The organism is Methylobacterium sp. ap11 (assembly GCF_900110515.1).
Classification (GTDB): domain Bacteria; phylum Pseudomonadota; class Alphaproteobacteria; order Rhizobiales; family Beijerinckiaceae; genus Methylobacterium; species Methylobacterium ajmalii.
The window spans coordinates 21,115-46,651 of the sequence record NZ_FOEB01000031.1; the positions used below are offsets into that span (position 1 = coordinate 21,115).

The following is a 25,537-nucleotide window of genomic DNA, read 5'->3' on the forward strand; positions in this document are numbered from 1 at the left end:
GAATTCGATCATTAAGCGTGAGTGGCGGCGGCGACGCAACGTAAGAGCGCATGTCGCTCCATCACTGCCGCCAGGATCGAGGGCCCGCGCTCCCCGACGGGGATGAACAGGCGGGTGCGCCATTGGATCGCCTCGGAGAACAGCCCGATCGTCTTCAAGCCGGCCCGCGCACTCTCGCTCGCCCCGATCAACTCGATGCGGTGCTCGCCCATCACTCTCACTCTCTTCACCTGGAGCCCGCCGGAGAGCTGGAGGCTCGTGCGCCCGCCATGCACCGCCGCGTAGGCCTCGGCCGGGTCCATGGCCGGCCCGGCGCGGAGGTTGAGCCTCTCGCGGATGACGTGCAGGTCGTGGGGGTCGACCACGCGCCCGACGATCCGCTCGCCGTCGTCGGTCACCAAGCGGAACACCCGCATGTCGATGCCGGGCAGGCGGTCCCAGATCGGCAGGAGCAGGCCGGTGATAACGTAGAGGGTTCGCTCGTCGAATTCCGGCAGGGCCGCCAGCTCCGCCTCCCAGGCGGCCAGGAAGGCCTCGGCCGGCACCTCCTCGAACGAGGACCGCGCGTACTGGTCCCGGTCGAAGAGCTGGCGCTTGAGCGGGCGCACCAGCCGCACCCGCTCCACCACCGAGCCGTCCTCGCGCGTCTCGCTCGCCGCCTTCCCCATCAGCCCCGGCCGGCCGTTCTTGCCGTTCACGACCGGCCGGAAGCCGGCCGCGATCAGGTCGAGGGCGCCGGCGCGATCGAGCGGCTGGAGCCGGCGCCGCTCGGTGATGGTCAGGAGGCGGGTATGCGCGCCGCTCGCCGGGTGGGTGTAGGCGACCTCGCGGGCGGTGACCTTGAAGGATTCCGCCGTCAGGACCTCGACCCCGACGTCATAGACCCCGGCCGAGATCGCGCCCTCGATCACCTGGGCCAGCCGTTCCTCGAACGCCTCGAACAGGCGGTTCTGCATCGCGATGCGCAGCGCGAGCACGCGGTTGAGGAAGCGGCCGATCGGCGGCAGCTCCTCGTGCACCGCCCCGGTGTCGGAGGTCAGCGAGAGGCCGGTCGACGCCTCGAACTCCTGGAGCGAGCATCCCGCGATCTCGCCCCGCACGATCGCCCAGTAGAGCTGGCGCAGCGCGGTCGCGGCGTAGGGGCCCTCGAGGTTGTCCTCGGGGCGGAACAGGCCCTGGCCGCCGGTCTGGCGCTGGCCTCGCGTGATGGCCCCGAGGGTGTCGAGGCGGCGCGCGATGGTCGAGAGGAAGCGCTTCTCGCCCTTCACGTTGGTCGTCACCGGGCGAAACAGCGGGGCCTGCGCCTGGTTGGTGCGGTTGGTCCGGCCCAGGCCCTGCACGGCCGCGTCGGCCTTCCAGCCGGCCTCGAGCAGGTAGTGGACGCGCAGGCGCTGGTTCTTCGCGCCGCGGTCGGCATGGTAGCTGCGCCCGGTGCCGCCGGCATCCGAGAACACCAGGATCCGCTTCACGTCGTCCTGGAAGGCCTGGGTCTCGGACAGGTTGGCCCCCGCCGGCCGGTTCTGGAGCACGAGCCGGTCGACCCCGTCCGGGCCCGCCTGGCGCACGATCCGGCGCGAGCGGCCGGTGATCTCGGCGACGGCGCCGGTCCCGAAGTGGTGGAGGATCTGGTCGAGGGCCGACTGCACGGGGCTCAAGCCGCACAGGTGCTCGATCAGGCCGTCGCGGGCCTCGACCGCCTCGCGGCACTGGATCGGCTGGCCGTCGGCGTCGAGCGCCGGCCGGGACTGTACGATGCCGTCGGCATCGCTGTAGGGCTCGTAGAGCTGGGTCGGGAAGGCGTGCTTGAGATAGTCGATCACGTACTCGCGCGGGGTGACGTCGACCTGGAGGTCGCCCCACTCCTCGGACGGGATCTCGGCGAGCCGGCGCTCCATCAGCGCCTCCCCGGTCGAGACGACCTGGACGACCGCGGCGTGGCCGGCCGCGATCCCCGCCTCGATCGACGCGATCAGCGAGGGGCACTTCATCGCCGTGAGCAGGTGGTTGAAGAAGCGCTGCTTGCTCGACTCGAACGCCGAGCGTGCCGCCGACTTGGCCGCCCGGTTCAGCGTGCCGCTCTCGCCGGTGACCCCGGACGCCTTCAGCGCGGCGTCGAGGTGGGTGTGGATGATCTGGAAGGCATCGGCGTAGGCGTCGTAGATCGCCGTCTGCTCAGGGGTCAGCGCGTGCTCGAGCATCTCGACTGTGACGCCGGCATAGGACAGCGAGCGGGCGGTGTAGAGGCCGAGCGCCTTGAGGTCGCGGGCGAGCACCTCCATCGCCGCCAGTCCGCCCTGCTGCATGGCGGTGACGAAGTCGGTCCGGGTCGGGAACGGGAAGCTGCCGCCGCCCCACAGGCCGAGCCGGTGGGCGTAGGCGAGCTTCTCGACCGTCACCGCGCCGGTGGCCGAGACGTAGAGCACCCGGGCGTCGGGCAGGCGGTACTGGAGGCTGAGGCCGGCGCGCCCCTGCTGCGAGGCCTCGACCACGCCGCGCTCGCCCAAGCCGCTGGCGGCGTTGGCGAGCGAGTGCGCCTCGTCGATCGCGATCGGCCCGTCGAAGTCCGCCCCGAGCCAGTCGATGATCTGGTCGAGGCGCGAGCCGGACCCGTTGCGCCCGGCCCCGCGCAGGGTGCCGAAGGTCGCAAACAGGATGCCCTCCGGCAGGACGATCGGCTTGCCCGGCGCGAAGCGCGACAGCGGCACGATCTGGAGCGGCTCCTGGCCGAGGTGGCGCCAATCCCGCTGGGCGTCCTCGAGGAGCGCCTCGTTCTTCGAGATCCAGAGCGCCTTCCGGCGCCCCTGCATCCAGCTATCGAGGATGATGCCGGCGACCTGGCGGCCCTTGCCCGCCCCGGTGCCGTCACCGAGGAAGAAGCCCTGGCGGAAGCGCACGGCGCCCTCGGCGCCTTCGGCCGCGGCGGAGAGCACGGTTCCGGTCTCGTCGAGCGTCCACCAGCCCGGGAGGTGGCGGGCATGGGCCGCGCCGGCATAGATCACGGTCTCGAGCTGGCAATCCGAGAGCAGGCCGCCGGACACGACCGCCGCCGGCAGGTGCGGGGCGTAGGCCGGCCGGGGCAGCCGCACCGAGGCCATGGCGGTCGACTGCACGAGGCTGGTCGGGTGCGGGTGGGCGCCCTCGATCCGCAGGGTCTCCAGGGCATAGTCCTCGTAGAGCGCGGCATCCGCGTGCAGGATGGCGGGCAGCTCCTCGATGACCTCGTAGGCGAGGGGCCCGGCCGGCGCCGCAGCGGCCGCCGCCGCGGCGGCAGTGGCAGTGGCGGCCTGTGCCGGGCGAGCGGGGGCACGCCGGGCAACGCCCGGGATGGCGCTGCGCGCGGCGCTCACGGGCGCGGGCATCACCAGGGGGAGACGGGACGGGACGCCGGCCATGACGGCTTCGAGCAGCGCGGTGGTGTCGTCGCAGATCCCGAGCGGTGCCGCAGAAGCCCCGGCCGCGCCGGCCGGCATCCGGTCGAAGACCGACACGCGCACGTCGACCGTCGTCCCGTGCCGGGCGTAGGCCCGGCCCGCAAGGCCGGCGGAGAACACGAGCTGCCCGCCGCGCTCGGCCAGCGCCCTGAAGGCGTCGGCACTTCCGGGACGGTCCGGCCGGAAGCTCTCGCCGGTGATCGCCACGAGCCGCCCGCCGGGGGCGAGCCGCGACAGCGCCGAGCGCAGGTGCGTGGCCGTGGCATCGCGGTAGCGGCCCTCGACCGCGGCCGCGACCGAGAACGGCGGGTTCATCAGCACCACGTCCGCGGCGATGCCCGCGTCGAGGCGATCGTGGATCTGCGCGGCGTCGAGCTGCGTCACGCCGCCGGCCGGATACAGCGCCGAGAGCAGGCCGGCCCGGGTCGCGGCGAGTTCGTTGAGGTGGAGGCGCGCGCCGGCGAGCTCGGCGTGGATCGCCAGGAGGCCGGTCCCCGCCGAGGGCTCCAGCACCCGCTCACCCGGGCGCACCATGGCGGCGTAGGCGGCGACGTAGCCGAGGGGGAGGGGGGTCGAGAATTGCTGGAACGCCTCGCTCTCCTCGGAGCGCTGGGTCTGGGTCGGGAGCAGCCCGGCGATCCGGGCGACCATGGCGAGCCGCTCGGGCGCGACCGCGGTCCTGGCGCGGATCGCCGGCCAGAACCGGCGCAGGAAGAGCACCTGGGCGACCTCGCCGGCCTCGTAGGCGTCCTTCCACAGCCAGAAGCCCTCGGCGTCGCTGCCGCCGCAAGCCGCCTCCATGGCCGCCCGGAGGATGCCGGCATCGACGGGCCGGCCCTTCGCGAGGTGCTCGGCGAGGCCGGTGCCGGCCTCCAGGATCGCGGCCGGCGACGGCGACGGGGCCGGGGCGAGGGCGGTGCCGGTCTGGAAGTGCTGGGCGCTGATGGAGAAGTTCACAGTCGTAAGCTCCTGTCGGATCACGCCGAACCGCGGGTCTCTCTCTCGACCTCGCCTCGGCTCGATCCCGACAGGGCTCCTCTTCCTCTCTGGCCCCGAGGCTTTTTTTCTCATACTGGAGGTTGATGGACACGGCGGATCGCCCTTCCACACCTTCGTTCCCGTGCGGAATGGACAATGATATTGACCTGTTGCCGAGTCTTGCGCTGTCATGGAATGACTACATCACAGCGGAGGGATTCGTCGGTGCGATCGGCCGCACACGTTAGACAATGACCTGTCCGCCAGTTGCGCGGCTCGGGTCTTGGAGTCGCACATAAGCGGCAACAAGATCCGCCCGGCTGATCTCCACGCACTCATCAATTCGGTGTCCATGGCTCTCAGACGTTCTGCCGACCGCGATACCGACACGGTCGAACCAGGGACCCCGATCGTCCCCGTTGCCACGGACCTTGGCTTCGTCGCCCTGAACTATTTTCGGAACTGGGACCCGGGACGCCGGCGCACACCAGCGGAGATCGCCGCCTCGATCCAGGAGACGTTCCTGGTCTGCTTCGAGGACGGCAAACGGTGTCGGAGGCTGAAGCAGCATCTGCGGCGGCTCGGGCTGACCCCGGACGACTATCGCAAGAAGTGGGGCCTGCCGGACGACTACCCGATGAAGCCGGCCGTCATCGAGACGGGTTACCTCCGGGCGCAGGCTCCGGCACGCGCGCTCACGCAAGCGGAGATCGCCGCCTCGATCCAGGAGACCTACCTGGTTTGCTTCGAGGACGGCAAGCATTATCGGATACTGAGCCGCCATCTGCGGCTATACGGGCTGACGCCGGATGACTATCGCAAGAAGTGGGGCTTGCCGGACGACTATCCGATGCTGGCGGCCGCCGACCGCGACCATCGCTCCAGGCTCGCTGTCGAGCGGAAGCTCGGCAAGTACGATCGCAGCAATTCGAAGCCGCGGGGGCCCTATGTCATCAAGTCCAAGGTCCAGGCCGGCGACGGCCCGGCCAAGCCGAAGGCGCAGAGCCCGCAGCGCGCTGGCAGCCCCGGGGCGACAAAGAGCACCGAAGGCGCTCTCCTGATCGCGGCCGCCCCCCTGAGGGTTCGGGCTGCCCCTCGTTTCACGCCGACACGTCCATGGCAGGCCCTCGACGGTTCCGAGGGCCGCGCGATGCGGCCGTCACCCGCAGGGCCGAAACCCGGTACGGGGTTCGGTGAGCGAAGCGAGTAGGACGCGGTCCCCAAGGGACGCGCCCAGAAGCGATAGCTCCGCTCCACAACAAACGAGAATTACCTTGGCCTTAAAATTAAGACACCAGATTAATCGATCTGTCGGGTGGGGGTTTCTGGTGGCCACCATCCTACACGCAGTTCCTGCTCAGCCGTCCGAAGCGATCGAAATCCTAGGCCTTTGGGAGCAGGTCGCGACGAACGCTGGCGCCTGTCAAACATGCAACATCGAGTTCCAGGCTGGAAGCTCTGGCCTGTCCGTCACCGCCAACAATGGCTGGGCGGCATCCCTACGGGGTTCAGACGAGCACGGTATCGTCGGGACAGGCCGCTGGGACGATCGTGGACGGACATGGGTGTCGGGGAAGCCGTTCACGATCAGCTTCCGTCGAGAAGGTGATCACCTCGAAATGACGATGACAGTCGATACGGGCACCGATCCGAAACCTGTGGTGCGAGGCACTTACAAACGGGCTTGGCACGGAGCTTGAAAGGGCAACGGCTCCGACTCCATAGCTCTTAGAATTTTTACGAAAATTGTTATTTATTTCGATTTTGGCAGCCAACTGCTACTCCGCTGCCGGTACCGGGCGTCGCCTGCGACGCCACGTCGTTGGCGGCGGTGCGTCCTCGTGGGCGCGGGCGAGCGTTTCGAGCCACGATGCGACATCGGCCGGGATCTCGCCGTGACCGGCGCCCCACCAGCGGACCATGCGGTCGTCGCAATCCAAGGCATTGGCGAGGCCCCGCTGTGACCAGCGCAGCAGGGCCAGCACCTCGTGCAGCCGGCCGGGGCTCAAGGGAAGAAGATCTTGACGACGGCTGCGGTACCGCCGATCAGCGCCGCCGTTGCCGCTACGGTAGTTGCTACGATCTGCCAAGGAGCAAGGGTGCGGTCACGCTCCAGCTTCGCGGCCTCGGCCATGAGCTTTTTCTGTTCCGCGACAAACTTCTCGGTTTCGACTTGAGCGCGGCGGATGCGGGCGACCTGCTCCTCGATTACCAGAGCGGTGGGAGAGGCAGCGGAGGCCATCAGGGAATCCCTTTGGTCGAGCCGGGGATGACCCACGGCTGTCTCCGCAATATGCGGAACAAGACTGGTGTCGGCAAGGGCCCGATGCTCATGATCGGGCCGGCGATAGCGATGACGTAAACCGGCGCAAGGACCCCATGCCCGGCCTCCAACATCCGGTTCACCTATCCACGGGGGCGTTTCACTCGATCACGTACTCGAGCAGCCCCGGGAGCAGGTAGACCGAACCTTGACCCTGGCGCAGGCGGTAGCCCTCACCCTCTTCCTGCAGGAGCCAGGCGCCCGCACGCTCGAAGCGCCGCAGCACCCTGCGATCGATCACGGTGACCTTCATACAGGTGCGGATGACGAGGCGCCCGCCCTTCTCGACGTGTTCCAGGGCCTGGGCAAGGTTGTTTGCAGGAACCGGCCTGGTGTCACTCATCGCTCATCTCCACGATGCTCACCCTGAGCCACCGAAACGAGAGGGAACGGACACGAAGCTTCGGCTCGTGTCCGTTCCGGGGCTATCATTCCGCGGCGATGGCGTAGCCCATGTCGTAATCGCCATCGGCCGGGCCGTCCTCGCCGCCGAGGAAGGCCGGAAGAGCCTCGACCTCATCCTCCGCCGCCGGCCCGCTGAGGAACTCCGGCAGCCCGACCTCCTCGGCCGCCATCGGCTCGCCGGCCGCGGCGGGGTCGCCGGCGTCCCGGGCGACCTCGGTGCTGATCCCGGTGGTCCGCATGATCTCGGGCAGCCAGCCGGTGGCGGCGATCAGGCGCTCGGCCTCGCGCGCCATGTCGCCCTTCTTCAAGCCCTCGAGCAGCCGCGCGGTGTCCTCGCCCTTGGCCTCGCGCACCGCCGCCAGGATCTTCCCCTTCGTGACCCGGCCGAAGTAGTTGGCCGCCGTCGGCGTCCAGTCGCGGGTCATGTCGAGCCCGACGAGGGCGGCGAGCTTGTCGCCGTGCGCCAAGGCCTCGGGGGTGCGACGGTCGTACTGGACGTGCATCGCGTTGACGCTCAAGCCGGCGCAGAGCGCGAACAGCTCGGTGCGGCTGTCGAGAGCCAGGTCGACCAGGAAGTCCCAGATCGCCTGGTGGTCGGCGGGCAGGCGCCGGGCCCACGCCTCGCGCCGGGTATCGAGGCTGCCGGCCGGCCGGAAGGTGTCGAGGCCCTGGACCGAGTGGTCGGGTCTCGCGGAGCTGGTCGAGATCTCGAGGCAGGACGCGGCGCGGTAGCCGGAGACGATGACCCGGATCACCATGGCGTGCAGGACCGCGATGAAGGCGGCGCCCGGATCGTCGGCCAGCGCCTCACGCAGCGCCATCGTGCGGTAGGTGGTCAGCTCGGTCCGGTGCTGCTCGGTGAGCGGGCGCTCGGCCTCCTCCGGCTCGGCCGCGGGCGCGACCGGGGCTGCGCCACCGCCGATCGTGATGACCGTGCGCATCACCGCCGGCGCCGGGGCGGCGACGCTGCCCGCGGGCGAAGCGGCCGGCTCACCGATCGCCGCGAGCTGCACCGATGCGCCGACATCCTGCTCCCCCGCGGCCTCGGCTTCCGCCCGGGGCTCGTCCTCCGGCCGGACGTAGCCGCGGCGCACCTTCGGCGTGCCGGTGTAGTCGAGGGTGACGAAGGCGCCGGCGATCGCGATGTCGGCCGGGTCGTAGATGCTGGCGCGGACCTCGAACGCCGCGATGTCCCGCTCGAGCTCAGCCATCCGATGCGCGACGTCGGCAGGCCACTCCTCGGTGCTGTAGCCGTGGTCTTCGTCGAGCTGCTCGCGCTCGGCGAGGGCGGCCTCGTAGGCGACCTGCTCGGCCTCGGTGAGATCGGAGCGGGTCGGCAGGACGCGCAGGCCGTAGACGCGGCTCGACATCATCGCCAGCGACACCTCGATCCACTTCCAGCCTTCCTTCGCCACCTCCTCGCCGAACTCGGCGAGCTTGGCCTCCGCGAGCCGGTCGAGCAGCGCCGCGTCCTCGAACCAGCCCTCGCCGCGCTCCGTGAACAGGTCCTTCATGACCGTGCCGCCGGCGGCCTCGTAGGCCTCCTCGCCGACGAAGAGGGTGCGGGGGTCGCCCACGCTCACCGTGCGCTCGGTGAGGGTCTGGCGGATGCTCCAGTTGCTCACCACGCCCCGCTTCTTCAGCGCCTCCCAGACCTGCACCTGGCGGGCATGGTCCTCGCTCACCGAGAAGGCCATCAGGCATTCGAGCGTCATCGCGCCGGCGCCGTAGGCCTCGAGCAGGTCCGGGCTGATCCCGGCGAGCCGCAGGCGCTGGCCCACGACCTTCTCCGAGACGAAGAAGCGGGCGGCGATGTCGGCGTGGCCCATGCCGGCGTCGGCGAGCGCCTTGAACGCCCGGTACTGGTCGAGCGGGTGCAGGGCCTCGCGCATCGCGTTCTCGGCGATCGAGTCCTCGGTCGCGCTGATCGCGCTGTCGGCCGCACGCACGATGCACGGGACCTTGACGGTCTTGGCCATGCGGCCGGACGCGACAAGGTGCTCGAGCGCCCGGAAGCGGCGCCCGCCGGCCGGGACCTCGTAGCGGCCGGTCTCCTGGCCCGCCTCGTCGAGGATCGGGCGCACGCTCAAGCTCTGGAGCAGGCCACGGTGGGCGATGTCGGCGGCGAGGTCCTCGATGCTCATGCCCTCGGCGATCCGCCGCACGTTCGCCTGGGACAGGCTGAGCTTGTCGAAGGGAATCCCGACCGCTTCGGTCAGCACGATCTTGCCGGCGGGGCGGGTGCTGCTGCGGGCGGCAGGCTTGGCGGTGATCTTGGCTGCGGGCTTGGTCTTGATCATGGCTCGTCATCCCAGCGTCGGGCGGTCGGCTCTCTGTCGACCTCGAAACCCTCACGCAGGCGAAGCCCCCCTCTGACTCCAGAAGGGGGCCGCTGGACGCGATGGGGGACGGATCAGGCGGCCGTGCCGGTATCGCCGCCGGCGCCGAGCAGCCGCAGCGGCGGGACGGCGGAGCTCGCCGCCTCGTCGAGCCGCGCCAGGAGGTCGGAGAGGGTCTTCCCGGCCTCGTGGGCGTTGCGCAGGGCCGCCAGGGTGATCATCGGCTCCCCGGCGTCGTCGGCCGCCTCGTTCGCCACGTAGGCCAGCCCCGGGCGCCAGTGGCGCAGGCCGGCCTCGAACACGCCGCTGCGGGCGCACCACGCCCGCTTGTAGGTCAGCCCGTGCGCCTGGCAGTAGGCGTCGAGGTCGGGCGTCATCCCGTGATCCTGGAGGTCCTCGAGGATCAGGCGCGTGCCCCCGACCAGGGCCTCGTCCACCAGGCGGTCGGCCTCGCCGAAATAGCGGCCGACGGCGGCGGCGAGGCCGGCGACCGCCTCTCCGTCCACGAGGGGGCCGCCGATGGTCACGGTGGTCATGACGAATTCGCCCATGTCGATCTCTCCTTGGCGCCGCCGCAGGCCGGTGACGCTCCACGGGCGAAGGCCCCCCTCGCGAGCGAAGGGGGCCGACAAATCAGGGGCGGGGCGGGTTCAAGCCCCGCGCGCCGGGATCACCGCCTCGGCGCGCAGGCGATGTGCAGGACCTCGGCGCCGGACGACGCCAGGGCGCTGAGGTCGACGAGCACCACCAGGGCCTTGGAGACGTCGCCGGCGAGGTGCGCCGCCGCGGCGGCGGGCGTGTCGAACCGGCCCTTGCGCACGAGCTCGCCCTGGGCGGCGGCCAGGACCCTCTCGCCGTCCTGCACCGTGCATTCGAAGGTCATATCGTGGATGCTCTGGGTCATGCGTGCCTCGCTGGTGATCGAGGGGCCGAGACCCTCTCTCGACTTGTCGATCCCTCGAAGGCGCGAAGCGGCTCCTCTGACTCTCACGGCGGACCGGCCAGTCTGACGGCGACCCGGCGCGTGTCGGCGGCCTGTGCCAGGCGTGCGATCAGGGCGAGCTCGTCCGGGGAGCACGAGCCCCGCACCTGGAGGTCGACCCAGTGCCCGCTCCGGCCGACGTGGCTGTCCCGCAGGCGGTGGCTCGAGGAGGTATAAAAGCTCTCGTTTGGCTCGATCGGCCGCACGCGCGAGGTCAGGAACAGGAGGCCCGAGCCGAGATTGCCGCAGAACAGGCGCTCGTCGGCGCCGGCGGTCTTCGGCCCCCCGCCGATCGTGCGCTGGCCGATCTGCCGGAAGGCCTCCGCGAAGCTGCCCGGGTTCGGCGTCGTCCGCGGGGTGAGCGTGTGGCGGCCGCCCCAGGGCGGCCGCTCCGGATCGACCCGGCCGGTCGCGATCTCGTGCAGCAGGGTGCCGAGATAGCTCGGGTCGGCCGGATACGGGCAGACCCGCCACAGGGCCCGGATCGCCCGCCGCCGATCGGGGTCGAGGCCCGCCAGGCGGGCGCGGACGCTCCGCCAGGCCTCGGACCGCTGCCGGCGGCTCTCCCGCTGCCGGCGCTCCCAATCCCCCGTGCGCCGGATCATCTCTTCCGCGACGCAGAGCTGTCGCTCGGCGATGGCCTCGGCGAACAGGGGCAGGGCCTCCTGCTCGCGCTGCCGCTTTCGCCGGTACGCCGCGCGCTTGCGCGACGTGTCCTCGTAGGGGGTCGGCCGGGGCCAGGGCTTGAACCGCATCACGCGGCTTCCCGTTCGGGCAGCGCCGCCGCCGCCGCCGCGGCCTCACCGTCGCCGTTCCCCGCCCCGTCGGCCTCGGGCGTCTCCGGGGCGAAGCCGTATTCCGCCGGCAGGCGGGCGAGCAGCCATTCGGACGAGCGGCTGGCCAGGCCGGCAGCCGCCACGATGGCGCGGGGATCGCCGCGCAGCACCTCGAGCCACGACGCGATGTAGTCGGCGTGGCGCACCGTCGGCACGATGCCGAGGCTGGCGCAGAGGTAGGCGGCCGAGATCTCGGCCACCAGCTCCTCGCGCGCGTAGCCCTCGCTGCCGAAGCGGCCGGTGAGGTCGCGGGCGAGACGGTGGGTCGCGCCCGTCGCGTGCGACAGTTCGTGAGCCGCGGTCCGGTGGAAGTTGATCGGCTCGTGGAAGGATTGCGGCGGCGGCAGCACGATCGCGTCGTCGGCCGGGCGGTAGAACGCCCGCTGGCCGCCGAGATGGATGCTCACGCCGCTCGCCTGCATCAGCGCGCGGAAGCACGGCTCGATCAGGTCCTCGCGCGGCGGCGGCGGGGGGGCGTACAGGTCCTCGGGCAGGCCGTCGCACTGCGCGACGCTGAAGACCGTGTACTGCTTCAGGAACGGGATCGAGCGCGCCTCCTCGCCCGTCTGGCTGGCCCGCTCGCGCTCCCGGTCCGGGGTGAAGCGGTTGGCGTAGACGACCGGCGTGCCCTTCTCGCCGCGGCGCACGTTCCCCCCGAGCTCGAGGGCCTGGCGGAAGGTGAGCCAGCGCTGGGACGGGTACCCCGCCTCCATGCCGGCCGACCACAGAAGCAGCACGTTGATCCCGGAATACGCCCGGCCGGTCTGCGCGTTGCGCGGCATCCCGACCGCCGCGGCGCCCGGCAGATCGCCCCACGGCTGCACCCACGGCACCCGGCCCGCCTCGAGCTGGGCGATGATCGTGTCGGTGATGCGCTGGTAGAGGTCGACGCGTGGGCCTGGAGCGGCCTCGGCGCGGGCGGCAACGGGGTTCCGGGACGAGGTGGGGCGGCGGGCCATGGCGGCGCTTTCGCGACGGGCGCCGGAGCCTCTCTCCGACCTGATCTCCCGTCATCCCGGCGAAAGCCCCTCTCTGCCTCTGGTCCGATGGCAGACGGGCATCGGGGTTGACCTAAGGTTCACGACAGGATCCCTCAAAATCAATCTCAGGTAGCTGGTATGGGGAGCGTCGTCGCTTAATGATTGTACCGCAGCGGCAGGTGCGTACACCGCCCCCGTCTCCGAGCGGCCGGATTCCGCGACCGGTCGAGGTCCCTGGCAAGACGCGCACCGCGGGGCAGCAGTTCGAGGAGCACGCCCGTGCGACACCCGACCGAGGCCGAGCCGTCGCTGGAGCAGCGCACCATCGCGGCCCACCGCCTCTATCTCGCGGCCCTGATGCGGGCCGAGGCGCTGGAAGCGCTGGAGGCGCTGGAGGCCGCCGGGCACATCGCGATCGACCTGAGCGATGGTGACCGAGGCGCCATTCTCCTCGAGCACCGTGAGCGGTTCCAGGATCTCAACGACCTGGTGGACGAACTCGGCTACGTGCCGAAGGGCTTTGCCAAGCGATCCGAGATCGACCTCGAGCGGGCTCCGGCTCGCGAGCCCACTGCGCAGTGGGGCGGGCCGTGCCCGCAGCCACAGGCCCGCGCCGGGGCGCGGGCCGCACCGACCGTCAGGTCAGCTTGATCAGTGCGGCGAGGGCGCCGAAGGTCGTCACGAGGCCGCCCACGATCATGCTGCCGAGTCGAATGGTCAATCGGAGCGTCTCCAGCTCCATGGCGGAGCGGAGCTCGTCCTTGGTCGCGCGCAGATCCTCCTTGGTCACGAGGTCGACCATGATGAACTCCCGGGCCGCTGCGGCGTGAGCCTCGGCATGGTCCTGAGCGATGCCGGCCTCGCGCAGGGTCTTAGAGTATCCGAGCGTGTCGAAGGCGTAAGCCATGATCCCGTGTCTCCGTATGTCGCATGGTCCGGCCCCGCCCGGTGGGGCGGGGCGGCGAGGGGCCAGGGCTCAGTCCTGGCGGCGCCGGCCGGTGCGAGCGCCCTCGGAGCGGTTCGGGCGACGGTCCTCGGTGCGGGTCCAGATCAGCGAGTGGGTCTTGCCGCCCTCGTCGGCGAAGAGGCGGGCGTAGAGTGCCGCCGGCAGGCTCGGGTCGTCGATCTTGACCGAGAGGTATTCCCGCTTCTCCGTCGAGACCTTGGCCCATCCGGCTCCGATCTCGGCCTTGCCGAGGTAGACGCGGTGGGTGGGAGCGTTCTCGTGGGTCCCGTCGTCCACCGTCACGATCGAGACCTTCTTGGCGTTGATCGTCAGGGTGGTGATGTCGCCGATAAAGCCGGTGTCGGTCTGGGTGAAGGTGCCGATGGTCGCCATGATCGTGATCCTCGTCCGCTGCTCTTGGCCGCGCCCTTGCGGCCTCGATGGCGGTCGTCGAGCCGGAGGCGACCGGCGCCGCACCTGCTTTGCAGGCCGCAGCGGAGCGGAGGACGGCGGGAAGCGGGTTTCTTGGTGCGCGAGGAGCCGCCTTGGCGGCGGGGAAGAAACCCGGGGCCCGCCGTTGCGGTGGTCCCGGTCGCCCCGGATAGAAAACCGCCCATCACCGAGGCCACTGGGCTGCGGCCCGGCACGGGCGCACCGAACGGGTCCTGGCCGTCCGGCCTCCATTACCACGCCGCTCGCCGCGGTCGGCTTCAGGGATACCCGTTGCATCGACGCTCGATGATGCCGGGCGTGAGCGGTAGGCCGGCCCCATGCCGACTGGGCCTGCCGCCTCCGCTACCTCGGCCGGGCACGACGTGGCGTCTGGATGGGCCCGGTGATCGTTCGAACGTGCGGCCTTCGCCCAGAGCCGTCCCCGGCGCCCGGCTCCGACCCTCAACCCTGCCTTTGCAGATCGCGGGCGGTGGTCATGGGATCGCTGCCCGATCACGCCGCCGGGTCAGCGCCACGCCCGAAGGATCGGCCGAAGTCTCTGTCGGTGGCTCTCTGGCTGCGCAGAGCTGACAGATCAGCACAGGCCACCGGGTAGTTGGGCGACAGGCCGTACCGGAGCCGGTACTCGTCGAAGCTCAGACCGTGGCTCCGAAGGTGGCGCCGCAGGGTCCGGTATTTCTTGCCGTCGACGAAGGACACGAGCCCGTCAGGGGTAATGGAATTGCGGATCTGGGCCGGCGTCGCCCTGCGGAATACAGGGTCGGCCGTAGCGCCATCCTCATCGATCGATCTCAAGCCGCGATCAATGGCGACGATCAGAGTATCGATATCCGATCTTGGTATAAAATTGTGAGAGACGTAAGCGACTGCAATCGCGCCGATTAGCTCGATCCGCGATCTTGATCGATCATTCGATGCATATTTTGCGATCGTTCCAAACTGTTTCCAGCAACCATTATACCATAAACACCCGGTTGCGTAATCACGACAATGGAAATCATATTTTTCAAGTCACGTCGATATCTGTCAACGCAAATCCCTCACCCTTGAACAGCAGCGGCATTCGATACGTTCGGGCGCCGGCGTAGGCGAGGCAGTCGGCGAGGGTCAGTCGCGCAGGGTGATTCCCTTCTCCGAAGCGCTCGAAGGCTTCGGTCGCCAGATCGGCCGCCTTCGGCGAGACGGCGACCACCTGGATCGCCGCGAGGGCGAGGTAGTCCCGCACGGCCTGCCGGGCGTCGGATAGCGGCAGGTCGAGGATACGGGCCAGCGCCAGCGTGGTCTCGCCGACGGCGATCGGGGAGGTGAGGCGCTGGCGGGCCTGCTGGAGGCGCGCGACGAGGGCGGCGGCGTCGGGCTCGCCGGCGAGGATCGCGATCAGGGCGGAGGCGTCGACGAACATCAGCGACCGCCGTACAATTCATCGCGAAACGCGCGGCCAGCCGGCTGCGGGTTCGGCCCGGCCCGCTCGCGCAGGGCGCGGGCGAAGGCGAGCGATTGAGCAACGAGGTCGAGCCGGCTCTTTTCACGGTCGATTTCGTTGCGTAAGGCTTGGCGGACGGCTTCCGTCTTGGTCGAGCGCTTGAGCGTCGCCAGCTCGTTGGCGAGCGCCTCGACCTCCGGGCCCTTGACGGAGAGGGCCATATATATCCCAAACGTGCTATAGCGGATATCCTGCATAGGATATCCGAGCGTGAAGGCGGGACAAGCCCGCCGGGCGCGAAGGGGTCGGGAGGCTCACGCCTCCTCGAAGGGGTCGAATTCGGTGACGACCTGCGCCGGGTCGCCGTCGAACTCGTCGGAGGGCATGACCCCGAAGCCGGCCTCGGACCGGAACACCGTGACCGGGACCATCAGGGACTGCGCGAGGCTGTGGGCGTAGCTGTTCGCGTGGGTGAGGTCGGTCGCCATGGGGTCGTGCTCCTGAGGGAGCGGGGGCGATCCCCGCTCGACAGCGGCCCCAAGAGGCCGGGAGCGGCCGCGATCACCGCGGGAGGCGTCAGCCGAGCGCGGCCGCCCGCTTCGCGGAGCGGACCCCTTGCGGGTTGATCGTGGAAGGACGCGACGGACTACGGGGTTGCGGCGAGAGAGCGGGGTCGTCCGCCGCCGTCCGTGCCCGACATCGACATGACATCGATATCATAGCGATATGCCATGCCGTTCGGGCCGCGTGGCGGCCGCGGCGCCTCACAGGTCGAGATCCTCCTGGAGGAAGCGGGCCGGGATCGCCTCCTCGTTCCCCTCCCAGAGGATGCGGCCGTCCTTCCAGATCGTGACGTAGCCGCCGCCCTTAGGTATCGGCGCCGGCGGTGCCGCCTCGTAGTTCGCGCACCCGAACTCCGCGGCCGTAGCCGAGAAGGCGGGTCGCGGATTGTTGCCGAGCAGGACGCGGTCACAGGAGCCGGTCGGGCGTTTGACCCGGCGCCGCGACAAGCCGTACCGAAAGGCGTCGTAGGCCTGCTGCTCGCCGTCGGCGGGTGGCTTCCAGTGCCGGCAATGCTTGCACCGGCCCGGCCGGGCGTCGGCCGGCTCGATGAGCGCCGGTCCGCCATTGTGCCCGAGGCGCGCGGTCACGACCGGGCTCCGGGCGCGACGTCGGCCGCGAGGAGCCAGGAGCGCAGCTCCTGGCGCATCCGGCCGATCGGGGCGTTGTGATGACGCTGACGCGGGCGCGGCGGTGCACGCACCCCATCTCGACGAAGCCGCGCACGAGCGCGTGCATCACCTCGACGTAGAGGGCGCCGCCCACGAGGGCGAGGTCGGTGACCGGCACATCACCGTAGCGGGTCAGCCCGGCGATCTCGGCGCCGGCGTGTATCCCGCAGGTATCAGGGTCGGAGGCGGAGCCCGGCCGGGGCCAGCGCGTGGTCACCCCGCCGGCGATCATCCGGTCGGCGAGGTCGCGGGTCAGCCGCACGTTGTAGAGGTCGATCGGCGTCGAGGCGGCGCGAAATCCGTGCAGGGCCGAGAGGACCGCGACCTTGGCCCGGGCGCCGGCCGGGTCGGCCGTGCGCAGCGTGCGCCAGAGCGGGCCGTCATAGCGGTCGATCGCCGGGATGTAGCCGGGGTCGGGGCGCTTGGTGGCGGAACAGGCGAGAATGAGGAGGCGGGTCATGGCGTGCATCCGCGACGAGTGCCGGAGCCTCTCTCCAGTCTTTCTCCCGTCGCGATCCCCCGGCGCTTCTCTGGCTCTTCACGCACGCTCCGATGTCATTTGTCAGCGCATGCCTCTTACGCAAGCCGACTCGGCACGGATCAATTTTGATACCTTTGCGGCACGATCGGGCCTAATCTCAAATTTTGCAAAGGCATATAAGTGTGTCGATGGACCTTGCCACCAAGCCGAGCTCTACACTCGGCGGCTCTGCGAGTGAGTAACTGTGATTAAGGGCATTGATCGCGCAAGGTGGGTCGCTAACGTCACGCTCGCCTACCTGACCAATCATACAGTTGCACATAATCTTATGCAGACGTTGATCAGTGAAATCGACAAGGGCCTAACACCGATCCCGCCACCCCCACCGCCACTCGCCGTAAAAAATCTACGTCGGCCCATGCCGACGGCGGCGGAAATCAACCGATCGATTTTATACGACGGCCTCATCAGTTTCGAGGACGGGAAGTCGCACAAGATGCTGCGTCTTCACCTTAGGAAGCGCGGGCTTACGCCTCAAGCTTATCCCGACAAGTGGGGGCTGCCGATCAACTACCCAATGACAGCCCCATCAGTCTCCGACATCAAATCGCGCAAGGCACGTAGATCAGGCTTCAGCGCAAGCGCAGGGCGCTGATTTTCATCCCGGAGCGTTTGGTGAAAGGGGGATTCGCCCTTAACCCGGCTGTGCTAGCGTGGCCGCATCGTGCCGATCCGCCCTGAACATCGCCACTTCTACCCGATCGACTGGCCGCAGCTCTCGGCCGTGATCCACTTCGGCCGCGCCGAAGGGCGCTGCGAGGCGTGCAAGCGCCCGCATGGCGAGCTGATCGTCTGCCTCGACGGGGGCACCTGGTACGATCGCGAGGCCGGAGGCTGGCGATCCGGCCGCGGGCGGCTCCTGAGCCGCGAGCCCAGGCTCGCGGCGCTGGCCACCGCGCGGCTGACGGTGCCGATCCTGGCGGCCTGCCACCGCGAGCACGACACCAGCCGCAACACCGACCGGGATCTGGCAGCCTGGTGCCAGCGCTGCCACCTGATCCACGACCGTCCCGAGCATCTGCGGCGGCGTCGCCTAACATACCTGCGGCGGCGGGCGTTGGGCGACCTGTTCCTGGGGGCCTATCCGGCCTCCTAGATCCGCCCGGCCCAGTGCAGACCGAGCAGGATCGGGAGTCCCATCAGGAGGAGTGCGAACCCGAACGAGAGCGCATTCTCCGTCCGTGAGGGGCGCCGGTACTTGCGGCCGAACCCCTGGAACCTCTCCCAGACGAGCTGGGTCCTGAGGGCACGATCGGGGCCAAGGCCGTTGTCGTTCATCCCACCCCACCCCGGTAACGTGCACGGTGATCGCCTGGATCACGGAAGGCAGGCTAAGCCGGCGACGTTCCGCGATCCAGCGGGCGGCCAGCCTGCGGCGTCGATCCGGGCGAGGCCCGCCCGGCCTCATCCGACGGACCGGGAGAGGTCCCGGACGTGCCGGGTGGCGGCCTCGATCGCCCCGTTGGGCATCGGCGATGGAGGCCATGCCGCCGGCGAAGATCGAGACGTCCCGGGCGTCAGCTTTCAGCCGACCATCGCCGGCTCCATGTCGGGACCGGCCACCGCCACCCGGTCCCGCCCGCCGCGCTTGGCCGCGTACAGGGCGACGTCGGCGCGCTTGAGCAGGCTGTCGACGGTGTCGCCGGGCACCCACTCGCTCAGGCCGATGCTGGCGGTGAAGCGCAGGTCCGGCAGTCCCGGGACCGTGTCCGCCGCGCACTGGCCGCGGATGCGGTGGGCCGCCACCGCGGCGCCGGCGATGCCGTGGCCGGGCATCAGCACGGCGAATTCCTCGCCTCCGAGGCGGCCGGCGGTCGCCGTGGCCGCGCCGATCTCGCGCAGGATCTGCGCCACGCGGCGGATCACCTGGTCGCCGATGTCGTGGCCGAAGCGATCGTTGATCGACTTGAAGTGGTCGATGTCGATCTGGAGCAGTTGGCGGAGGACAACGAAACCGTCCTTGAGGCGCTGATGGTCGAGGCGCTGAACGACGTACTCTTGAAGTACCAGAAACCTCCAATCGTGGAGCGGCGCGTGGGCAAGCGCGGGACTGAGGACGCAGAGGAGGATTGAGGATGGAATGGACAGCCGCGGCCCACAGAGCACGCCACCACCTCGGGGCACGCAAGCGCACGTTCTCGGAGGCGCAGTCCCTCGAGCTGATCAACTTCTTCGCCGAGCACGGGACGGTCACGTCGGCCCAGATGCAGCAGCACGGATCGGCCGACTTCGTCGGGACCATCCTCGGCCACGTCACGACAGCGGTTCACGGCGGGGGCAGCGTGCCGAAGGCGGGTGGCTGGTACCGGAAGGAGGCCGCTGGCTCCGTCTACGTCATCGATCCCGGGTTCGCCGAAGCCTGGAAGGCGGGATGGGTCGCCGCCGGCTCTTCGTCGATGGCGTGAAGGGGAACGTACCCCGACCAGTCGGCGGCGGCCCCGAACCCGGGACAGGTGCGGGACAGCGTCAAGTGACCATCCTCACCGTGCCGAAGGTCATGCGGCCTCGCTCGACAGCGCCCGCTCGACGGCAGCAGGCTCCCTGTCGATGACGATCAGGAGCGTCCTGGCTGCGGCGTCGGGGGTACGGCGCTTCTGCTCCCAATCGCGGACAGCCGCCGGAGAGAACCCGAACCGCTGGGCAAACCGCTCCTGAGAGAGGCCGGTCTTCCTGCGGATCTCGGCCACATCGACAGACGGAGGCGTGAAGACCCGGCCCGGCTCCATCTCGCCGCGCGCAATCGCCCTCGCTTCCTGGGCGCTCTTGAGAAGACGTTCGCCGAGCTTCGTCATTAGATCCTCCGCTTCAGTGTCGTCAGCCGCGCCGCTACGCCCGCACGATAGTCATCGGCTAGGCAGGAAAGTTCAGTGGCGAGAGCATTCCGCTCCGCCTTGGTCAGATTGGCGCGGTCGCCCTTGTCGATGAGAGCCAAAAGAAAGAGCGGAACTTCGTTCCCACCATAGTAGTGGATCGTGCGATACCCGCCACTCTTGCCTTTGCCCTTCCCAGCGAACCGTACCTTACGAGCGCCACCTGTGCCGGACATCACGTCCCCAGCCTGCGGGTTCTCCGATAGCCAAGCCGACATAGCCTGGACCTCGTCGTCACTGAGACCGGCATCTGCCGCGTCGGCCTCAAAGGTGGGGGTGGTCAGGACCGCGTGCATGACTCTTTATATACGGCATTGCCGCATATCAGACAAGGCGGATCCAGCAGAGAGGCATGGCGCGATCTACCACATCCCGGACTGATCCCGAAGCCCGGCAATCGTCAAACCCGCAAACCCTGAAACATTGATCCCCGGAGTTCCGGTGATAGTAATGTTGACGCTCGCCCTCCTCACCGTCCTGCCGACCCGTCGTGCCTTCGTGGCTGGCGCCGTGGCTTTCCTGTCCTCTCCCGTAGACGAGCCCGCTCCCACACATACTGTAAAGGTCGCTGGTTCCTGCCTCATGCGGTCGTTCCACATCTCTGGTTCGGCCGTGCAGAAAACGGGTGTTTTCCGACATCTAAGTGTCTCTCACAAAAATCCCGATCACCGCCTCGGCTTGCTATGGTGGCGACATGGCGGCGGGAGTTTTGTGAGGTGCACTAAGATGGCCAGCCGGGTATGTTAACTGATGCCTGACGCTGACGAGCGCTTCTTGGGTCTGCGGGCGACCTACAGTGGCCGATCGGTCATGCTCGGCATCTCAGTCCCAGGGGGATGAACGATCATCGCCGAGATCAGGCGGACCGCCTCCACCACCTGAGGGCCGTGCCGCGGGGACAGCCGGTCGGGCAGCCGGGCGCCGAGCAGGCACCAGAGATCATGGTTCAGGTTGAACACGGTCGTGCCTAGGAGCCAGTCGCCGGGCAGCGGTGCGCCAAGCTCATCGCGCAGAGTCGCCGCCGCGGCGTCCTCGGCCGCCATGATCCACTCGGCCAGCGCGACCAGTGCGGGATCCTCAACCTCGCAGGCGAGGGCAAACCACAGAAGCCCGAGCCCGAAGAAAGCGGCTTCCGCGAAGGGCCCGTAGGACAAACGCGGGGTAAGCCACGCCAGCAGCGCCGTCCCGCGGCGTCGATGCCTGCCGTCACCCGCCACCGCTCTCGGGTCGGCAAGATGCGTTCGAGGGCGTACAGGCTGTCGATGAGGCCGACGAGTGTTTGGTTAAGCCCGTGGACGTGCCCCTCGTTTTCCGCCCTGCCGTAGGCGCTTAGGAGCGCCGTGCAGGCGAAGGCCCGCCGCCAATGCCGTTGTTCCTGGCTGGACTCGGTCGGCGGCTGGTCCCAACGCGCGAGTTCTAAGACCTCGCCCGGCACCTGTTGCCCGAGATCGAGGGCGCCGCCGCTCACGATCTCGCGCAGAGCCGCGAGGTGCTCGTCCGCCCGCTGCCCGTAGTCGGCCTCGGCGACGCGGCGCAGATCATCCGGGATCAGCATCTTAGCGATCAGCCCGAGCAGCGCCCCCGCGTTCGGTGGCAGGGTTTCGGGCAGCGGGATTGGCGGCATTGGCGGTTGCGCACGTGACGAGTAAGACTGGCTGAGATGCTGATCGTGGCACGGTGATAAGGGTCCGCAAACCGCCCCCAGCGGTTATTCGGCGTATCCTGCCTGTGTACGGAGAACATGTGTTTTCCGACAGGGTCGCGCGGGTAGTAAGACGCCGGCAGCACCACATAGGAAGCTTGGCTGCGAAGGTTACGCGTCAAACCCTGTCTGATCGATAGAATGAGCGAAAACGTGGTATCCTGCTCTCGGCCGGACGCCTTTGCGTCCTCGATGTCGCCCAGCAGGCGGGGGCCAGCCGTCTGGCGCTGGCAACAGCGCTACGCGGAGGAAGACGTCGAAGGCCTCTTGCGCGACAAGACCCGTCCGCCCGGCAAGCCGCCTCACTCCACCGACACCGTTGCCGAGGTGCTGGCGCTGACCTGCTAGATAGCGTGGGGCATTCGCGAAGCGATCAGTCGTCAAGGGGCGAAAATCTTCACCATCGCTGCGGTGCCGCCGATTATCGCTACGGTCCCCGCGACGCTGAGAGTCACGATCTTCCAGGGGGCGAGGTCGCGATCCCGTTCTAGCTCGGCAGCTTCGGCCAATAGCTTGCGCTGCTCGGCCACGAACTGCGGTGTCTCCTCGTTGGAGCGGCAGACCTTGGAAACCTGCTCGGCGAGGTCAGGGGAGGCATCCGCCATCTGGAATACCTGCCGTTAGGTCCCGTAGGTGTGGCGCGGACCGATGACCTCGGGCGCGTCGGCCGGCCATGCCGGATCGTCAAAAACCCGATTGGTGAAGTCGGCCGGAAGATCGTGTCCCGTAGCGTGGTGTAGCTGTGTGTGGTCCACCACGCTGACCGGCCGGGCCGGACTGATCAGACGGTCAAGGTTGGCAGGCTGACAAGGGGATCACCGCCGATTGGGGCGATGCTTTCCAGGGTCATGGTGCGGCAGCGTTGCACCGCCCACTCGTCGTTCTGTTCGAGCAGGATTGCCCCAACCAGCCGGCGGATCGAAGGCTCGTCGGGGAAGATGCCGACGACCTCGGTGCGCCGCTTGATCTCGCCGTTGAGGCGCTCGAGCGGGTTGGTCGAGTGCAGCTTGGCACCATGGGCTGCCGGGAAGCCCATGTAGGCCAGGACGTCAGTCTCGGCTGCGTCCATGAGGGCAGCCAGCTTGGGCACTTTGGGCCGGAGCTGATCGGCCATCCGCCGCCATTGCTGGCGGGCCGTCTCGGCGTCCTCCTGGGCGAAGGCGGTGGCGATGAAGGTCGAGACCACGCGCCGACCTGAGCGACCCGCATGGGCCAGGACGTTGCGCATGAAGTGCACTTGGGGACGGATCAGGCGGCCGTGCCGGTATCGCCGCCGGCGCCGAGCAGCCGCAGCGGCGGGACGACGGAGCTCGCCGCCTCGTCGAGCCGCGCCAGGAGGTCGGAGAGGGTCTTCCCGGCCTTCTGGGCGTTGCGCAGGGCCGCCAGGGTGATCATCGGCTCCCCGGCGTCGTCGGCCGCCTCGTCCGCCACGTAGGCCAGCCCCGGGCGCCAGTGGCGCAGGCCGGCCTCGAACACGCCGCTGCGGGCGCACCACGCCCGCTTGTAGATCAGCCCGTGCGCCTGGCAGTAGGCGTCGAGGTCGTGCGTCATCCCGTGATCCTGGAGGTCCTCAAGGATCAGGCGCGTGCCCTCGGCCAGGGCCTCGTCCACCAGGCGGTCGGCCTCGCCGAAATACCGGCCGACGGCGGCAGCGAGGCCGGCGACCGCCTCTGCGTCCGCGAGGGGGCCGCCGATGGTCACGGTGGTCATGACGAATTCGCCCATGTCGATCTCTCCTTGGCGCTGCCGCAGGCCGGTGACACTCCACGGGCGAAGGCCACCTCGCGAGCGAAGGGGGCCGACGGATCAGACCTAAGGTTCACGACAGGATCCCTCAAAATCAATCTCAGGTAGCTGGTATGGGGAGCGTCGTCGCTTAATGATTGTACCGCAGCGGCAGGTGCGTACACCGCCCCCGTCTCCGAGCGGCCGGATTCCGCGACCGGTCGAGGTCCCTGGCAAGACGCGCACCGCGGGGCAGCAGTTCGAGGAGCACGCCCGTGCGACACCCGACCGAGGCCGAGCCGTCGCTGGAGCAGCGCACCATCGCGGCCCACCGCCTCTATCTCGCGGCCCTGATGCGGGCCGAGGCGCTGGAAACGCCGGAGGCGCTGGAAGCCGCCGGGCACCTCGCGATCGACCTGAGCGATGGTGACCGAGGCGCCATTCTCCTCGAGCACCGTGAGCGGTTCCAGGATCTCAACGACCTGGTGGACGAACTCGGCTACGTGCCGAAGGGCTTTGCCAAGCGATCCGAGATCGACCTCGAGCGGGCTCCGGCTCGCGAGCCCACTGCGCAGTGGGGCGGGCCGTGCCCGCAGCCACAGGCCCGCGCCGGGGCGCAGGCCGCACCAACCGTCAGGTCAGCTTGATCAGGGCTGCGAGCGCCCCGAACATCGCCACGAAACCGGCTGCGATCAGGCCGCCGAGTCGAATGGTCAATCGGAGCGTCTCCAGCTCCATGGCGGAGCGGAGCTCGTCCTTGGTCGCGCGCAGATCCTCCTTGGTCACGAGGTCGACCATGATGAACTCCCGGGCCGCTGCGGCGTGAGCCTCGGCATGGTCCTGAGCGATGCCGGCCTCGCGCAGGGTCTTAGAGTATCCGAGCGTGTCGAAGGCGTAAGCCATGATCCCGTGTCTCCGTATGTCGCATGGTCCGGCCCCGCCCGGTCGGGCGGGGCGGCGAGGGGCCCGGGCTCAGTCCTGGCGGCGCCGGCCGGTGCGGGCGCCCTCGGAGCGGTTCGGGCGACGGTCCTCGGTGCGGGTCCAGATCAGCAAGTGGGTCTTGCCGGCCTCGTCGGCGAAGAGGCGGGCGTAGAGTGCCGCCGGCAGGCTCGGGTCGTCGATCTTGACCGAGAGGTATTCCCGCTTCTCCGTCGAGACCTTGGCCCATCCGGCTCCGATCTCGGCCTTGCCGAGGTAGACGCGGTGGGTGGGAGCGTTCTCGTGGGTCCCGTCGTCCACCGTCACGATCGAGACCTTCTTGGCGTTGATCGTCAGGGTGGTGATGTCGCCGATAAAGCCGGTGTCGGTCTGGGTGAAGGTGCCGATAGTCGCCATGATCGTGATCCTCGTCCGTTGCTCTTGGCCGCGCCCTTGCGGCCTCGATGGCGGTCGTCGAGCCGGAGGCGACCGGCGCGGCACCTGCTTTGCAGGCCGCAGCGGAGCGGAGGACGGCGGGAAGCGGGTTTCTTGGTGCGCGAGGAGCCGCCTTGGCGGCGGGGAAGAAAGCCGGTTCCCGTCGTTGCGGTGGTCCCGGTCGCCCCGGATAGAAAACCGCTCATCACCGAGGCCACTGGGCTGCGGCCCGGCACGGGCGCACGGAACGGGTCCTGGCCGTCCGGCCCCCAGCACCACGCCGCCCGCCGCGGTCGGCTTCAGGGATACCCGTTGCATCGACGCTCGATGATGCCGGGCGTGAGCGGTAGGCCGGCCCCATGCCGACGGGGCCTGCCGCCTCCGCTACCTCGGCCGGGCACGACGTGGCGTCTGGATGAGCCCGGTGATCGTTCGAACGTGCGGCCTTCGCCGAGAGCCGTCCCCGGCGCCCGGCTCCGACCCTCAACCCTGCCTTTGCAGATCGCGGGCGGTGTTCACGGGCTTATTGCCTGACCACGCCTTCGGGTAGGCGTTTCGCCCGACGGCCCGGCCGAGGTCCGTGTCGCTGGCTCTCCGGCTGCTAAGAGCTGACAAAGCTTCACAGGCAACCGGGTAGTTGGGCGGCAGGCCGTACCGGAGCCGGTACTCGTCGAAGCTCAGACCGTGGCTCCGAAGGTGGCGCCGCAGGGTCCGGTATTTCTTGCCGCCGACGAAGGACACGAGCCCGTTCGGGGTAATGGATCTGCGGATCTGGGCGGGCGTCGCCTTGCGGAATGCAGGGTCGGCCGTCGCGGCTCTCTGCTCGATCGACCTCAAGCCGCGATCAATGGCCGCGATCAGATCGTCGATATCCGATCTCGGCATGAAATTGCGAGATACGTAAACAATTGCTATGGCGATCGTTAGCTCGATCCGCGATCCTAGCGGATTTCATGGTGCATATTTTGTCGTAATTCTACATTATTACCAGAAAATGCTATGCCATGAAAATTATTTA

The 25,537-nt window shown here is 69.1% G+C and carries 34 protein-coding genes and 2 pseudogenes; 9 read left to right on the forward strand and 27 right to left on the reverse strand.

Annotation, left to right across the window (positions count from 1 at the left end; translation table 11 throughout):
* Positions 1–11: 11 nt before the first annotated feature.
* Positions 12–4,388 carry a strawberry notch-like NTP hydrolase domain-containing protein gene (locus BMX97_RS28735; RefSeq protein ID WP_244538694.1) on the reverse strand — a complete coding sequence of 1,459 codons (4,377 nt, stop codon included), beginning with the start codon at positions 4,386–4,388 and terminating at the stop codon, positions 12–14.
* A gap of 277 nt (positions 4,389–4,665) precedes the next feature.
* Between BMX97_RS28735 and BMX97_RS28740 the strand changes: the two genes are divergently transcribed.
* Positions 4,666–5,619 (forward strand): MucR family transcriptional regulator, encoded by a 954-nt coding sequence (locus tag BMX97_RS28740; protein ID WP_280142824.1) that lies wholly within the window; start codon positions 4,666–4,668, stop codon positions 5,617–5,619.
* 795 nt (positions 5,620–6,414) lie between these two features.
* Here the strand turns inward: BMX97_RS28740 and BMX97_RS28750 are convergent.
* The 7 genes from BMX97_RS28750 to BMX97_RS28780 all read right to left on the reverse strand — a co-directional run bounded on the left by BMX97_RS28750 (position 6,415) and on the right by BMX97_RS28780 (position 12,253).
* Entirely contained in the window at positions 6,415–6,651 is a 237-nt protein-coding gene (locus BMX97_RS28750) for a hypothetical protein (protein WP_091754581.1), read from the reverse strand.
* Between the two features lie 181 nt (positions 6,652–6,832).
* The gene (locus tag BMX97_RS28755) at positions 6,833–7,075 is read right to left on the reverse strand and encodes a hypothetical protein (protein ID WP_091754582.1); all 243 of its coding nucleotides are present in this window, start codon (positions 7,073–7,075) and stop codon (positions 6,833–6,835) included.
* Positions 7,076–7,160: 85 nt separating this feature from the next.
* The gene (locus tag BMX97_RS28760; RefSeq protein WP_091754583.1) at positions 7,161–9,437 is read right to left on the reverse strand and encodes a ParB/RepB/Spo0J family partition protein; all 2,277 of its coding nucleotides are present in this window, start codon (positions 9,435–9,437) and stop codon (positions 7,161–7,163) included.
* Between the two features lie 113 nt (positions 9,438–9,550).
* Positions 9,551–10,027, reverse strand: a complete 477-nt coding sequence (locus BMX97_RS28765; RefSeq protein WP_091754584.1) for a hypothetical protein — start codon at positions 10,025–10,027, stop codon at positions 9,551–9,553.
* Positions 10,028–10,146: 119 nt separating this feature from the next.
* On the reverse strand, positions 10,147–10,380 hold the full coding sequence (locus BMX97_RS28770) for a hypothetical protein (RefSeq protein ID WP_091754585.1): 234 nt from the start codon (positions 10,378–10,380) through the stop codon (positions 10,147–10,149).
* A gap of 83 nt (positions 10,381–10,463) precedes the next feature.
* Positions 10,464–11,213, reverse strand: coding sequence for a hypothetical protein (locus tag BMX97_RS28775; protein ID WP_091754586.1), 750 nt, complete (start codon positions 11,211–11,213; stop codon positions 10,464–10,466).
* A complete protein-coding gene (locus BMX97_RS28780; protein WP_091754587.1) occupies positions 11,213–12,253 on the reverse strand; it encodes an ArdC family protein in 1,041 nt (346 codons plus the stop codon). The genes BMX97_RS28775 and BMX97_RS28780 overlap by 1 nt, the downstream gene beginning before the upstream one ends.
* A 300-nt stretch (positions 12,254–12,553) precedes the next feature.
* On the opposite strand from BMX97_RS28780, the gene BMX97_RS28785 reads away from it, so the two are divergent.
* Positions 12,554–12,925, forward strand: coding sequence for a hypothetical protein (locus BMX97_RS28785; RefSeq protein ID WP_091754588.1), 372 nt, complete (start codon positions 12,554–12,556; stop codon positions 12,923–12,925).
* Here the strand turns inward: BMX97_RS28785 and BMX97_RS28790 are convergent.
* The 8 genes from BMX97_RS28790 to BMX97_RS28820 form a co-directional block, all read right to left on the reverse strand.
* Positions 12,912–13,181 carry a hypothetical protein gene (locus tag BMX97_RS28790; RefSeq protein ID WP_091754589.1) on the reverse strand — a complete coding sequence of 90 codons (270 nt, stop codon included), beginning with the start codon at positions 13,179–13,181 and terminating at the stop codon, positions 12,912–12,914. The two genes, BMX97_RS28785 and BMX97_RS28790, sit on opposite strands and share 14 nt — an antisense overlap.
* 69 nt (positions 13,182–13,250) lie before the next feature.
* Positions 13,251–13,613: a DUF736 domain-containing protein gene (locus BMX97_RS28795; protein ID WP_091754590.1), complete on the reverse strand. Its 363-nt coding sequence runs from the start codon at positions 13,611–13,613 to the stop codon at positions 13,251–13,253.
* Positions 13,614–14,165: 552 nt separating this feature from the next.
* Complete coding sequence (locus BMX97_RS28800) at positions 14,166–14,603, reverse strand: MucR family transcriptional regulator (RefSeq protein WP_091754591.1); 438 nt, start codon at positions 14,601–14,603, stop codon at positions 14,166–14,168.
* A gap of 76 nt (positions 14,604–14,679) precedes the next feature.
* A complete protein-coding gene (locus BMX97_RS28805) occupies positions 14,680–15,075 on the reverse strand; it encodes a type II toxin-antitoxin system VapC family toxin (RefSeq protein ID WP_091754592.1) in 396 nt (131 codons plus the stop codon).
* The gene (locus tag BMX97_RS28810) at positions 15,075–15,353 is read right to left on the reverse strand and encodes a type II toxin-antitoxin system VapB family antitoxin (RefSeq protein ID WP_348273141.1); all 279 of its coding nucleotides are present in this window, start codon (positions 15,351–15,353) and stop codon (positions 15,075–15,077) included. Before BMX97_RS28810 ends, BMX97_RS28805 begins: the two co-directional genes overlap by 1 nt.
* A 57-nt stretch (positions 15,354–15,410) precedes the next feature.
* Positions 15,411–15,584 (reverse strand): hypothetical protein, encoded by a 174-nt coding sequence (locus BMX97_RS33230; RefSeq protein ID WP_177202389.1) that lies wholly within the window; start codon positions 15,582–15,584, stop codon positions 15,411–15,413.
* Between the two features lie 276 nt (positions 15,585–15,860).
* The gene (locus BMX97_RS33980) at positions 15,861–16,106 is read right to left on the reverse strand and encodes a hypothetical protein (protein ID WP_244538695.1); all 246 of its coding nucleotides are present in this window, start codon (positions 16,104–16,106) and stop codon (positions 15,861–15,863) included.
* Positions 16,066–16,788: a hypothetical protein gene (locus BMX97_RS28820; protein ID WP_244538696.1), complete on the reverse strand. Its 723-nt coding sequence runs from the start codon at positions 16,786–16,788 to the stop codon at positions 16,066–16,068. The genes BMX97_RS33980 and BMX97_RS28820 overlap by 41 nt, the downstream gene beginning before the upstream one ends.
* Before the next feature lie 265 nt (positions 16,789–17,053).
* Between BMX97_RS28820 and BMX97_RS28825 the strand changes: the two genes are divergently transcribed.
* Both BMX97_RS28825 and BMX97_RS28830 read left to right on the forward strand, forming a co-directional pair.
* Positions 17,054–17,464 carry a MucR family transcriptional regulator gene (locus BMX97_RS28825; protein ID WP_091754595.1) on the forward strand — a complete coding sequence of 137 codons (411 nt, stop codon included), beginning with the start codon at positions 17,054–17,056 and terminating at the stop codon, positions 17,462–17,464.
* Between the two features lie 69 nt (positions 17,465–17,533).
* The gene (locus BMX97_RS28830; RefSeq protein WP_091754596.1) at positions 17,534–17,965 is read left to right on the forward strand and encodes a hypothetical protein; all 432 of its coding nucleotides are present in this window, start codon (positions 17,534–17,536) and stop codon (positions 17,963–17,965) included.
* On the opposite strand, the gene BMX97_RS28835 is transcribed toward BMX97_RS28830, so the two are convergent.
* Positions 17,962–18,147 (reverse strand): hypothetical protein, encoded by a 186-nt coding sequence (locus BMX97_RS28835; protein WP_091754597.1) that lies wholly within the window; start codon positions 18,145–18,147, stop codon positions 17,962–17,964. The two genes, BMX97_RS28830 and BMX97_RS28835, sit on opposite strands and share 4 nt — an antisense overlap.
* A 246-nt stretch (positions 18,148–18,393) precedes the next feature.
* On the reverse strand, positions 18,394–18,747 hold the full coding sequence (locus BMX97_RS33985) for a GGDEF domain-containing protein (RefSeq protein ID WP_244538701.1): 354 nt from the start codon (positions 18,745–18,747) through the stop codon (positions 18,394–18,396).
* Here BMX97_RS33985 and BMX97_RS33990 point away from each other — a divergent pair.
* Together BMX97_RS33990 and BMX97_RS32470 are read left to right on the forward strand one after the other, a co-directional pair.
* Entirely contained in the window at positions 18,634–18,942 is a 309-nt protein-coding gene (locus tag BMX97_RS33990) for a ribbon-helix-helix domain-containing protein (RefSeq protein ID WP_244538702.1), read from the forward strand. The two genes, BMX97_RS33985 and BMX97_RS33990, sit on opposite strands and share 114 nt — an antisense overlap.
* Positions 18,943–18,944: 2 nt before the next feature.
* A complete protein-coding gene (locus tag BMX97_RS32470) occupies positions 18,945–19,274 on the forward strand; it encodes a hypothetical protein (protein ID WP_143074740.1) in 330 nt (109 codons plus the stop codon).
* Positions 19,275–19,364: 90 nt separating this feature from the next.
* Here the strand turns inward: BMX97_RS32470 and BMX97_RS28850 are convergent, their stop codons facing one another.
* From BMX97_RS28850 to BMX97_RS28860, 3 genes are all read right to left on the reverse strand, one after another.
* Entirely contained in the window at positions 19,365–19,661 is a 297-nt protein-coding gene (locus tag BMX97_RS28850; protein ID WP_091754599.1) for a helix-turn-helix domain-containing protein, read from the reverse strand.
* A complete protein-coding gene (locus BMX97_RS28855; protein WP_091754600.1) occupies positions 19,661–20,035 on the reverse strand; it encodes a type II toxin-antitoxin system RelE/ParE family toxin in 375 nt (124 codons plus the stop codon). The genes BMX97_RS28850 and BMX97_RS28855 overlap by 1 nt, the downstream gene beginning before the upstream one ends.
* Before the next feature lie 495 nt (positions 20,036–20,530).
* Positions 20,531–20,956, reverse strand: coding sequence for a hypothetical protein (locus BMX97_RS28860; protein ID WP_091754601.1), 426 nt, complete (start codon positions 20,954–20,956; stop codon positions 20,531–20,533).
* Between the two features lie 221 nt (positions 20,957–21,177).
* On the opposite strand from BMX97_RS28860, the gene BMX97_RS28865 reads away from it, so the two are divergent.
* Together BMX97_RS28865 and BMX97_RS28870 are read left to right on the forward strand one after the other, a co-directional pair.
* On the forward strand, positions 21,178–21,381 hold the full coding sequence (locus BMX97_RS28865; protein ID WP_091754602.1) for a hypothetical protein: 204 nt from the start codon (positions 21,178–21,180) through the stop codon (positions 21,379–21,381).
* Between the two features lie 218 nt (positions 21,382–21,599).
* A pseudogene (locus tag BMX97_RS28870) lies at positions 21,600–21,786 on the forward strand (IS630 family transposase); the annotation flags it as partial.
* A gap of 35 nt (positions 21,787–21,821) precedes the next feature.
* Here BMX97_RS28870 and BMX97_RS28875 read toward each other — a convergent pair.
* The 3 genes and pseudogenes from BMX97_RS28875 to BMX97_RS28885 form a co-directional block, all read right to left on the reverse strand.
* Positions 21,822–22,046, reverse strand: a complete 225-nt coding sequence (locus tag BMX97_RS28875; protein WP_091754603.1) for a hypothetical protein — start codon at positions 22,044–22,046, stop codon at positions 21,822–21,824.
* Positions 22,047–22,222: 176 nt separating this feature from the next.
* Positions 22,223–22,681: pseudogene (locus BMX97_RS28880) on the reverse strand (transposase); the annotation flags it as partial.
* Between the two features lie 8 nt (positions 22,682–22,689).
* Complete coding sequence (locus BMX97_RS28885) at positions 22,690–23,166, reverse strand: hypothetical protein (RefSeq protein ID WP_091754604.1); 477 nt, start codon at positions 23,164–23,166, stop codon at positions 22,690–22,692.
* A 275-nt stretch (positions 23,167–23,441) separates the two neighbouring features.
* Here BMX97_RS28885 and BMX97_RS28890 point away from each other — a divergent pair, with 275 nt between their 5' ends.
* Positions 23,442–23,813: a hypothetical protein gene (locus BMX97_RS28890; RefSeq protein WP_091754605.1), complete on the forward strand. Its 372-nt coding sequence runs from the start codon at positions 23,442–23,444 to the stop codon at positions 23,811–23,813.
* Here the strand turns inward: BMX97_RS28890 and BMX97_RS28895 are convergent.
* The 3 genes from BMX97_RS28895 to BMX97_RS28905 all read right to left on the reverse strand — a co-directional run bounded on the left by BMX97_RS28895 (position 23,800) and on the right by BMX97_RS28905 (position 25,452).
* A complete protein-coding gene (locus BMX97_RS28895; RefSeq protein ID WP_091754606.1) occupies positions 23,800–24,069 on the reverse strand; it encodes a hypothetical protein in 270 nt (89 codons plus the stop codon). The two genes, BMX97_RS28890 and BMX97_RS28895, sit on opposite strands and share 14 nt — an antisense overlap.
* Positions 24,070–24,138: 69 nt before the next feature.
* Positions 24,139–24,501, reverse strand: a complete 363-nt coding sequence (locus BMX97_RS28900; RefSeq protein ID WP_091754607.1) for a DUF736 domain-containing protein — start codon at positions 24,499–24,501, stop codon at positions 24,139–24,141.
* A 501-nt stretch (positions 24,502–25,002) separates the two neighbouring features.
* The gene (locus BMX97_RS28905) at positions 25,003–25,452 is read right to left on the reverse strand and encodes a MucR family transcriptional regulator (protein WP_091754608.1); all 450 of its coding nucleotides are present in this window, start codon (positions 25,450–25,452) and stop codon (positions 25,003–25,005) included.
* Positions 25,453–25,537: the final 85 nt, after the last annotated feature.